Below are 9,905 nucleotides of genomic sequence, written 5' to 3' on the forward strand. Positions count from 1 at the left end.
GTCGAGCACGGCGTCGCGGCAGGCGAGAGTGACCTCCAGGTCCGGTACGGCGACGATGACCTGGTCCGCTCCGGCGGCGAGGGCGAGCCGGGCGCCGGCCGCCTCGCCGTAGCGGTCGGCGATGGCCTTCATCTCCAGCGCGTCGCTGACAAGGACGCCGTCGAAGCCGAGTACGCCGCGCAGCAACTCGGAGAGGATGCGCGGGCTGAGGGTGGCGGGCAGGTCGGGGTCGAGGGCCGGGAAGACGACGTGAGCACTCATCAGCATGGGCACACCCGCGTCGACGGCGGCCCGGAAGGGCACGAGGTCGAGTCGGTCGTACGGCCGCGGGTCGACCGCCAGGTCGTGGTGGCTGTCGGTCACGGTGCCGCCGTGGCCGGGGAAGTGTTTGGCGCAGGAGGCCACGCCGCGTGCCTCGGTGGCATCGATCCAGGCGCGCAGATGCCGGGAGACCAGCTCGGGGTCGCCGCCGAAGGCGCGGGTGCGCACGATCGGGTTCTCGGGCCGGCTCTGGACATCGGCGACGGGGGCGTAGGAGACGGTGATACCGAGCGAGAGCAGGTGTCCGGCGAGGGCGTCGGCGCACGCGGCGGTCAGCGTCGGGTCGTCGGCGACACCGAGTGCCCACGATCCGGGCACCTCGGGGGCGCCCGCGGCGACCAGGTGGCCGATGCCGCCGCCCTCGTTGTCGATGCCGACCAGCAGGTCCGGCCGCAACGTCCGCAGGGTGCCGGTGAGTTCGCGGACCTGGTCGGCGTCGCGGATGTTGCGGGTGAACAGGATGACTCCGCCCAGCCCGCGGTCGATGAGCCGTTTCAGAGTGTCGGGGACGGTCGTCGTACCGTCGAAGCCCGCGACGAGGCAGCGGTGGGCTGCCTCGTCGAGGGCCGCGGGGAGGACCGGGCCGACAGGCCCGGCGGCGGTGGGTTTCACCTCCGAAATCCTCTGGCTGATCAAGCCGAAAGTCAACAGCACGGTGGATGAATGATTCACCAAGCCTGGCGACGGCCCTGGGTGGACGGCTGCGAGGAGGCCCTCGGCCGTGCGCGCACCCAGTCGAGCAGCACCACCGAGCACAGGGCGGCGAAGGCGCACCAGGTCGAGACGAACTCCAACTGCCACAGGGTCCAGCAGATCGAGGCGCCGACGGCGGCCATGATCCCGAGCACCACGAGTCGCCGGTCGCCCGAGAGGAGGAGGGAGCCGACGGTGGCGAGGAGGTAGCCCGCGACGAGGAGCACCGGGTGGGGGAGACCGATCGTGTAGCCGACGGTACGGCCGCGGATCTCGGCCGTCACCGGGCTGGTGGCGAGACCGTGCGCGAGCAACGCGGCGGTCGCGGCTCCGATGACGAGGAACACGACGAGTCGGGCCCGGGCGGCCGGCGGGGCCGCGCACCACACGCCCGCGGGCACCCACACGGCCAGCAACGGCAGCGCGACGACGGCCCAGGCCATGGTGGCCGGTCCGCTTCCTCCACCCGAGGACCAGACCACCGACTCCACGATCTGATGGGCCCCCAGCAGCAGCGGCAGCGCGGCGAGCGGCACATCCCGCCCGCTGCGCACCAGCGCCACACAGGCCACCCCGACTGCCGCGACAGCGCTACCCGCCACAAGATCGGCCGTCGCACTCCAGCACATCACGCCACCATGGGGTCGCCCGTCATCAGCGCGGGCCACGCTACGTCGCACCCGGCGGACGTTCGCGGGGCGACACGGGCGCGACGAGCCACGGGGGCCATTGGCACCACCTGGCTGCCGGAGGCGGCGAAGTAACGGGCTCCCGGTCACTCGGCTACTCGGCTACTCGGCTACTCGGCTACGAGAGCGTGGCCGCGAGCTTCTCCACTCCCGGGCCGGAGACACCGGTAAGCCCCGCAGGCCGCCCCGTCGCCAGGAGGAGCAGGTCGGCCACCGGTCCGCGCACCTCGTCGGGGCCGGTGCCGGTCGTCCAGGTCGCGTCGGTCGCCACCAGCCGCACTGCCCGCAGCCGTTTACGTGCCCCTTGAAGTGCTCTCCCGGCTGAAGCCGGGAGATTCCTGCTTACCTCGCGGCAGCGGGCTTGACGCGCTGCGCGCGCCTGACGACTGCCCTCCCGGCAGCCGGGACGAGCGCAAGGCCCGTCCGGTACAGGTGCAGGACGTTCCGGGCCGCGTTGTGGTCGGCGTTGCCCGACCAGCCGCAGTCCGGGTTCTTGCACACGAACACGGCCTGGGACTCCCGGCTGCCGGGCGTGGTGAAGCCGCACGCCGAGCAGCGTTGGGATGTGCCGGGGGCGGGGACCTTGACCAGGGTGCCGCCGAGCTGGGCGGTCTTGTACGTCAGCATGGTGACGGTGCGGCCCCATGCCTCCCCGGTGATGGCGCGGTTCAGCCCGGACTTCTGGGCGACGTTCTTCCCCGGCTCCTCAACCGTTCCCCTGGCCGACTTCACCATGTTCGTGATGGTGAGCGCTTCGACCACGACGGTGCCGTATGTGCGGGCGATGGCGGTGGTCGTCCGGTGCTGCCAGTCCAGGGCCCGGCGCTTGGCTTTCGCGCGGAGTCCTGCGATCTGGTCGTAGGTGTGGTGCAGCCGGCGGCTGGTGCGCTCACCGGGCTTGCGGCGTTGCTTGCGCCGTGCGGCGCGTTGCTCCAGGTGCAGGAGCCTGGCCTTCTCCTTCTCCGTCAGCCATTCGCCGTGCTCGTACGTTTCGCCGTCCGAGAGGGCGATGGGCACGCTGACGCCCACGTCGATGCCGACGTCCGGCCCCTGGTGGGGCTCGGGCTTGGGCTTGGGCTGAAGGATCTGGACACGGAAGGCGATGTGCCAGCCGAGCGCGTCCTTGATCAGTCGTGCCCCGGTGATCCGGTTCTGCGCGTTGGCGTGCTTGCCCACGGGCAAATCCTTGGTCCACCGGAACCGGACCCGGCCCATCTTGGGAATGTTGACCATGCCCCAGCGGCGGTGCACGCGGGTGATGTTCAGGTCCCGGCCCTGCGGAATATCCACGGACATCACCGTACGGAACCGGCCCTTGAAGTCCGGGGCCTTCGCTCTGCCCTCCCAGCAGTTCTTCCACGCCTGGAAGTACGTCTTGAGCACCGCTTGCGCGGCCTGCGCGGGTAGGACGGCCAGAAAGCCGATGTCCTGGCGGGCCTGCCGGATCGCGGCGTCGGCGTTGGCGAGAGTCCGCTTTTCCTTCGGCATCATCCGCCACCACGCGTGGAGGAGATTCCACATGGTGCGGGCCGCGTGCGCCTGGTCATCCGCCGCGCGGACCCCGGCAGGTGACAGCGCAAGCCGGGCACGGTGCCCGAACTGCCGCTTGACCAGGGTGGCTTGACTCACGGCCGAGAACCTAGCATTGGTTTATGTCACCACGCTGGAACCCTGATCCCGATGTCAGAAAGGGTCGTCATGTTGTCTGCAACTTGTACGTTCACTTGGTTTTCGTCACTAAGTACCGGCGGGACGCGTTCACCGACGCCATGCTGACCCGCACCGAGGAGATCATGCGGGAGGTCTGCGCCGACTTCGAGGCCGAGCTGAAGCAGTTCAACGGAGAACAGGACCACGTGCACCTGCTCGTGCACTACCCGCCCAAAGTCCAGCTCTCCAAGCTGGTCAACTCCCTCAAGGGAGTCAGCTCCCGCAGGCTCCGCCAGGAGTACGACAGCCACGTCCGCCGGTACCTGTGGGGCGGACACTTCTGGTCCGGTTCCTACTTCGCCGGATCATGCGGCGGGGCACCCCTGACCACCGTCAAGCAGTACATCGAGAACCAGCAGCGTCCCGTCTGACCGTCACCCCGGAGACGCAGAGCACTCCGGCGCTCCGCGCCTCCGCGCCTCCGCTCCTCCGGGCCAAGGATGGCCTTCACCCCGCCCTGAAGGACGGAGCACTGACCAAGATCAGAGGTAGAAGGGGCTGGCCACGACGTGGGCGAGCGCGGCGGTGGCCTGTTCCGTGGGCATCGGGCGGTCGCGCCCGAGGGGGCGCGCGATGTCCTGGCCGTGGACGAGGAAGTCGACGAGCGGGTCCAGGGGCGCGGCCAGGGGTGCGCGGCGGGGCGAGCCCGCAGTCTCACGGATCTGCGCGACGAGCTCGGCCGGCCCGAACCGGCCCGCCCGTTCCCGGGCGAAGTCGAACTCCATCCGGTTCCAGTCGCCCCGCGCCCGGATGGCGCCCTTGATCGTGCCGAGGAGCGTGGTGCGCGTCGACAGCGACAGGTGAGCCGCCACGTCGTGCACCGTCCAGCCCGCGGAGAGCGAGGCCTCGCTCCAGTCGGGGCCGTCGAGGCCTTCGAGGAAGTCGGCGAGGCTCAGCCGCTCCGCCTCGGTCCATCGGAGAATCCGCTCACGATCCATGTCGTCCACCACTCCTTCGCGTGGGTCGCGGATGGATGCCGGCGCTCGCATCGGCCCGTCGCCGCCCCACCGCTGTGCTGCACTGCCGTAACTGCTGCCGCCCCTCTTGACCGCTACCGGCAGCCGATCTGATCGACACCCCGAAGTGACCCACGTCACCCACCCGCCGTACCTCGCGGACCGTGCTCTCCCGCACATGGCCCCGCTGTTGAGGCCACGGTCGACCGCGGCCGTGCCCAGCCCCGGCCGACGGGCGATCTCTCTGATCGTGTACGGGCGTCACATCGCGGTTTTCCCACGTCGCGTGATGGCTTTTTGATGTGTTTCCGCAGATTGAATGATGGGTTCGAGGTCCTCAGACTGGCAGAAACGCAAGGCTGCGAAAGGAGCCGCGATGTCCTCCATCGCTGCGGTGTCACGGACCTGGCTGACCGAGGCGGACTGTGATCTCGACACGTTCCGCGCGCTCGTCGAGCAGAGCACCGACCCCGCCGGCCATCCCTCGGCCGAGCGGGTCGAGCTGAACGTGCCGCTCTACGACAGCGACCGGCTCCGGTCCCTGACGGCCACCCCGCAGGGCCGCCGGAACGTGCAGGCCGAGCTGGTCCGGGCCCTGATGGACGGCCCCGGAATCGTGGTGTTCAAGGGCGCGTTCACCGACCCGGCCGTCGTGGACCGGGCGTCAGCGGCCTTCCGGGAGCTGATCGAGGAGGAGCGCGCTGCGGGTACGGCACGGGGCGACCACTTCGCGAAGCCCGGCGCCAACGACCGTGTCTGGAACGCCCTGGACAAGATGGCCGTACGCGCGCCGGACGTCTTCGCCGACTACTACGCCAACGACATGCTGGCCCTGATCGCCGAGGCCTGGCTCGGCCCCGCCTACCAGGTCACGTCACAGGTCAACGTGGTCAACCCCGGTGGCACCGCCCAGAGCCCCCACCGCGACTACCACCTCGGGTTCCTGTCGCAGCGGCGGGCCGCCTCCTACCCCGCGCACGTCCACCGCCTCTCCCCCGTCCTCACTCTCCAGGGCGCGGTCGCCCACTGCGACATGCCCGTCGAGTCCGGCCCCACGCTCTACCTGCCCCACTCTCAGAAGTACGAGCCCGGTTATCTCGCCTGGCGGCTACCGGAGTTCGTCGAGTACTTCGACGCCCATCACGTCCAACTCCCGCTCGACAAGGGCGATGCGGCGTTCTTCAACCCCGCGCTCTTCCACGCCGCCGGGCACAACCGCTCGTCGGACGTCCTGCGCATGGCCAATCTCCTCCAGATCTCCTCCGCCTTCGGCCGCGCCATGGAGACGGTGGACCGCGAGGCGATGGCCAACGCGCTCTTCCCGGTCCTGTCGCAGCGCAGGTCCGAGGGGGCCACAGAGGACTGGCTGCGCCGCGTCGTCGCCGCCACCGTCGAGGGCTACGCCTTCCCCACCCACCTCGACCTCGACCCGCCCGTCGACGGGCTGGCCCCGCCCTCCCAGGCCGACCTGCTCTGGCAGGCCGTCAGCGAGAACTGGGACCCGGATCGGCTGCGCCGCGAACTGGAGGCGGGCGGCAGGCGCCGAGGGCGCTGAACCGGTCGGTGACGGCCGTCGGCCGGCCCCTGCGATCGACCGCCCGACGGCGTTGTCAGTGGCTCCCTCTACTGTGGTGACCGTCGCTGAAGTGGCGTGTATGCGCCGGTCAGCGGCTCAATCCGCGTGGGATGGGCCGGGGGGCCGGCACGGTCGGAAGGGGTGGGGGCGTGCGCCGCTGGGAGTATGCCGCGGGGAACTCTTCGAAGTTCTGGGAGGCCGAGGCGGACGGTGCCACGGTGACCGTCCGGTACGGACGTTGCGGTACGGAGGGCCGGATCCAGGTCAAGGAGTGCGCGTCCGCCGCGGAGGCCGCCGAGTACCTGCGGAAGACCGCTGCGGCCAAGGAGCGCAAGGGATATCGGGAGGCCGGCACGGCTCCCGTCGGCACGGCTCCCGTCGGCACGGCTGCCGTCGGAGCAACTGCCGCCGACGGGGGCGGCGCGCCGACTCCGATCACCGACGACACCACCGCGTCTGCGTCCGCATCAGCTACGGCTACGGCTACGGCTACGGCTACGGCTACGGCTACGGCTACGGCTACGGCTACGGCTACGGCTACGGCGGATGACGGTTCTGAGATGCCGGTCGTCGATGAGGACACGTTCGTACTGCCGGCCGCCTGGCATCGTCACCTCCATCCGCGGCGGGGCGGTATCCGCCGCAAGCCCGCGCCTCCGCGCAAGGGCGCGGCGAGCGAAGCAGAGCAGCGGCTGCGCACGGGGGCCACCTGGGTGCGGCTGTACCTGGACAGCCCGCGCAGTGACGTGGACCTGGTACGGGCCGCTGAAGCTCATCTCGCGGGTACGGCCGACCCGTTGGGCGCGGCCGTGCTGGCCGTCGCCTCCGACACTGCCCGGTCGGGCGCGGTCTGTGCCGATGCCTGGGTGGAGGCCCACGGACCGGTGTTCGCCGCCCGTGCGACCGTCGAGCTCTTCGACATCGAGGCGCACCACACCCAGCACGGCACCCGCCGCGTCGATCCGTACGTCGAGCGCGTCCCGAGCAAGCCCTTCGCGGGCCAGGCCGAACGGGTGCGGGGCGTCGCGGACCGTATCCGCGCGCTGCTCGCCGCCACCGACGAGGACACGTATCGCGCGGTGGTCGCGGCGCTCGGCGGAATGAGGAGCAGCGTCCGCAGACGAGTGGTCGTCTCGTACCTCGTCCCCACCGAGACGGAATGGCTCGACGAGTGCGCGGGCGGCCCCGAGGCGGACCGGCCGCGCGGCAACGCCCTGCGCTCGATGCTGTTCTGTTCGTTCGACGACCCGGAGCAGGTCCGGCAGTTGGGCGGTGTGGCCGACCTGAGCTACGGCGCCTGGCCGATGCCGACCGTCGCCACCGTCGCCGAGGGCATCGGCACGGCGGTGGCACCCCTCGTGGCGGAGTCGTTGAAGGGCTCGTACGTCACGTCGGACACCGTCAGGAAGGTCAACTCGATCCTGGTCGCGATTCCGTCCGACGAGGCGTTCGCCCTGCTGATGGGGCAGCTCGGCGACAAGCGGACACAGCCCTTCGTGACGAGGGCGGCCCGCCGCTACCCGAGGCGCGCCCTGCGCATGCTCGCCGAGGCCGTGGCGGCGGGCGGGCCGAACACCGACGCCGTTCGGTCCGCGTTGCTGGTGCACGTGTCCGCCCACCCGGACCTGGCCCACGAGGCCCTCGCCTCCCTCTCCCCGGAGGCGGCCCGCGCCGTGGAAGCGCTGCTGAGTCCGCGGGACCGGGTGCCGGACGCCCCGGCCGCGTCCCTTCCCGAGCTGCTCACGAGCCCTCCGTGGACCCGGCCGCGCGAGGTCGTGAAGGTCCGCACGGTCACCGTTCCGGTCGCCGAGGACACGCCCGGGATCGTCTGGCTGCCCGGTGAACGGCAGGAGTGGGCGGACACCCCGTCCCGGGAGCGGGACTGGGCCTCGCGTTCCGAGTGGCCGGACGATCCGGACGCCCTGCTGGGCGCGGTCCGCTCGGACAGGCTCGGCTCGATGGGGATCTTCCTCGACAAGCCCGAGGAGCTGGTCCGGCCACTGCTGGACGAGTGGACGCCGACGAGCCTGGACAGCGATGCCACGCTCAAGCCGATCGTCGCCCGGTTCGGCACGGACGCGCTGGGGGTGGTGCTGCGGGTGGCCCCCAAGTGGCCCGCGTCGCTAGCGCCGCTGCTGCTGCCCTATGTGAGCGTGGGCGCGGCCCGGCTGATCGCGGAGTGGGCCGTGCGGGTGAAGTCGGCGCGGGGGACGGCCCGTTCCTGGTTCCGGCGGCACGGGGAGGCCGCCGCCCCGCTGCTGGTGCCGGACGCCCTGGGCAAGGCGGGACCCGCGCGCCGGCATGCCGAGCAGGCGCTGCACACCATCGTGGCCCTGCACGGGGAGCAGGTCGTGCGGTCCGCCGCCGAGCGGTACGGCGCCGAGGCCGTGGCGGGGATCGGGGAGCTGCTGTCCGCCGATCCGCTGTGGACGGCGCTGCCGGCGAAGCTGCCCGAGCCCGTCGAGTGGGCCGATCCGGCGCTGCTGCCGCAGATCCTGGTGCGCTCCGGTGGTGCCCTGCCCGCCGAAGCCACCCGGCATGTGGTGACGATGCTCGCGATGTCCCGGCCGGGCGAGCCGTATCCGGGGCTGGCCGTGGTCCGGGAGTTGTGCGCGGCGGAGTCGCTCGCCGAGTTCGTCTGGGCCCTGTTCGAGCAGTGGCGGCTCGCCGGAATGCCGAGCCAGGAGAGCTGGGCGCTGATCGCGCTGGGGCTGCTCGGTGACGACGGCACGGTACGCCGGCTCACACCGCTGGTGCGCGCCTGGCCCGGCGAGGGTGCGCACCAGCGGGCGGTGGACGGGCTGGGTGTACTGGCCGCGATCGGCACCGACGTGGCGCTGATGCATCTGCACGGCGTGGCACAGCGCGTGAAGTTCAAGGCCCTCAAGTCCCGTGCCCAGGAGAAGATCGCCGAACTCGCGGAGGCCCTCGGGCTGACCGGTGAGCAGCTCGCCGACCGGTTGGTGCCCGACTTCGGCCTGGACGCGCGGGGCACCACGGTCATCGACTACGGCAGCCGTACGTTCACCGTCGGTTTCGACGAACAACTGCGCCCCTTCGTCCAGGACCCCGCCGGCAGGCGCCGCAAGGATCTGCCTCAGCCGGGCGCACGGGACGACGCGGAGCCGGCCGCTGCCGAGCGCAAGCGGTTCATGGCGTTGAAGAAGGACGTACGGACCGTCGCCGCCGACCAGGTGCGGCGGCTGGAGTCGGCCATGGTGCAGGGCCGTTCGTGGTCGGCGGCCGAGTTCCGTGAGCTGTTCGTGGGGCATCCGCTGCTGTGGCATCTCGTCCGCCGGCTGGTGTGGCTGAGCGACACGGACGGCGTGACGACCGCCTTCCGGGTGACGGAGGACCGTACGTTCGCGGATGTCGAGGACAGCGCGTTCACTCTGCCCGGCACGGCGGCCGTACGGATCCCGCACCCGCTGCACCTGCCGGGCGAACTCGACGCCTGGGCGGAGCTGTTCGCGGACCACGGGATCCTCCAGCCGTTCCCGCAGCTGGGGCGGCGGGTGTTCGAGCTGAGTGCGCAGGACGCCGCCGGCCCGCGGCTGGAGCGCTTCGAGGGCCTCACGGTGACGACCGGCCGGCTCGTCGGTCTGGAGCGGCGCGGGTGGCGGCGCGGCAGGCCGCTGGACGCGGGTGTCGAGCGCTGGCTCTCCAAGGAGCTCGCTCCGAACCGTTTCGCGGTGCTCACCCCGGACCACGGCATCGCCGTGGGCTTCTTCGATCCCGCCGAGCAGCAGAAGGTGGAGCACATCTGGCTCGCCACCCGGCCGAGCGACTACTGGCCGAGTGACACCCCCAGCATCCGCTTCGACGAGATCGACCCGGTCGCGGTGTCCGAACTGCTCGCCGATCTGGAGGAGTTGACGGCCCCATGACGACGAAGAGGACGCCATGGGCGGCGGACGCGCCGCAGCGGCCACCCGCCGAGGTGCGCCACGCCGACGAACC

The 9,905-nt window shown here is 71.3% G+C and carries 9 protein-coding genes and 1 pseudogene; 5 read left to right on the forward strand and 5 right to left on the reverse strand.

Annotated elements, in window-relative coordinates:
* From AWZ10_RS30450 to AWZ10_RS30460, 4 genes are all read right to left on the reverse strand, one after another.
* A partial coding sequence (locus AWZ10_RS30450) for a glycoside hydrolase family 3 protein (RefSeq protein WP_167366003.1) occupies nt 1-933 on the reverse strand: 933 nt, incomplete at its 3' end.
* A gap of 56 nt (nt 934-989) precedes the next feature.
* Nucleotides 990-1,643, reverse strand: coding sequence for a DUF6629 family protein (locus AWZ10_RS30455; protein ID WP_060892564.1), 654 nt, complete (start codon nt 1,641-1,643; stop codon nt 990-992).
* A 178-nt stretch (nt 1,644-1,821) separates the two neighbouring features.
* A complete protein-coding gene (locus AWZ10_RS48295; protein WP_244172596.1) occupies nt 1,822-1,974 on the reverse strand; it encodes a hypothetical protein in 153 nt (50 codons plus the stop codon).
* Nucleotides 1,975-2,045: 71 nt separating this feature from the next.
* Nucleotides 2,046-3,332 (reverse strand): RNA-guided endonuclease InsQ/TnpB family protein, encoded by a 1,287-nt coding sequence (locus AWZ10_RS30460; protein ID WP_060892565.1) that lies wholly within the window; start codon nt 3,330-3,332, stop codon nt 2,046-2,048.
* Between the two features lie 23 nt (nt 3,333-3,355).
* Here AWZ10_RS30460 and tnpA point away from each other — a divergent pair, with 23 nt between their 5' ends.
* Nucleotides 3,356-3,784: an IS200/IS605 family transposase gene (gene tnpA, locus AWZ10_RS30465; RefSeq protein ID WP_079104489.1), complete on the forward strand. Its 429-nt coding sequence runs from the start codon at nt 3,356-3,358 to the stop codon at nt 3,782-3,784.
* 111 nt (nt 3,785-3,895) lie between these two features.
* On the opposite strand, the gene AWZ10_RS30470 is transcribed toward tnpA, so the two are convergent.
* On the reverse strand, nt 3,896-4,351 hold the full coding sequence (locus AWZ10_RS30470; protein WP_079104490.1) for a maleylpyruvate isomerase family mycothiol-dependent enzyme: 456 nt from the start codon (nt 4,349-4,351) through the stop codon (nt 3,896-3,898).
* A 394-nt stretch (nt 4,352-4,745) separates the two neighbouring features.
* Here AWZ10_RS30470 and AWZ10_RS30475 point away from each other — a divergent pair, with 394 nt between their 5' ends.
* The 4 genes and pseudogenes from AWZ10_RS30475 (at nt 4,746) to AWZ10_RS30480 (ending at nt 9,832) form a co-directional block, all read left to right on the forward strand.
* On the forward strand, nt 4,746-5,924 hold the full coding sequence (locus AWZ10_RS30475) for a phytanoyl-CoA dioxygenase family protein (RefSeq protein WP_060892568.1): 1,179 nt from the start codon (nt 4,746-4,748) through the stop codon (nt 5,922-5,924).
* Between the two features lie 131 nt (nt 5,925-6,055).
* Nucleotides 6,056-6,238 (forward strand): annotated as a pseudogene (locus AWZ10_RS55830) (WGR domain-containing protein); the annotation flags it as partial.
* Nucleotides 6,217-6,495, forward strand: coding sequence for a hypothetical protein (locus AWZ10_RS54045; protein ID WP_244172597.1), 279 nt, complete (start codon nt 6,217-6,219; stop codon nt 6,493-6,495). The pseudogene AWZ10_RS55830 and the gene AWZ10_RS54045, both read left to right, overlap by 22 nt.
* A gap of 10 nt (nt 6,496-6,505) precedes the next feature.
* Entirely contained in the window at nt 6,506-9,832 is a 3,327-nt protein-coding gene (locus AWZ10_RS30480; protein WP_060892569.1) for a DUF4132 domain-containing protein, read from the forward strand.
* The last annotated feature ends 73 nt before the right edge of the window (nt 9,833-9,905 follow it).

The sequence above is a fragment of the Streptomyces europaeiscabiei genome (assembly GCF_001550375.1).
Classification (GTDB): domain Bacteria; phylum Actinomycetota; class Actinomycetes; order Streptomycetales; family Streptomycetaceae; genus Streptomyces; species Streptomyces europaeiscabiei.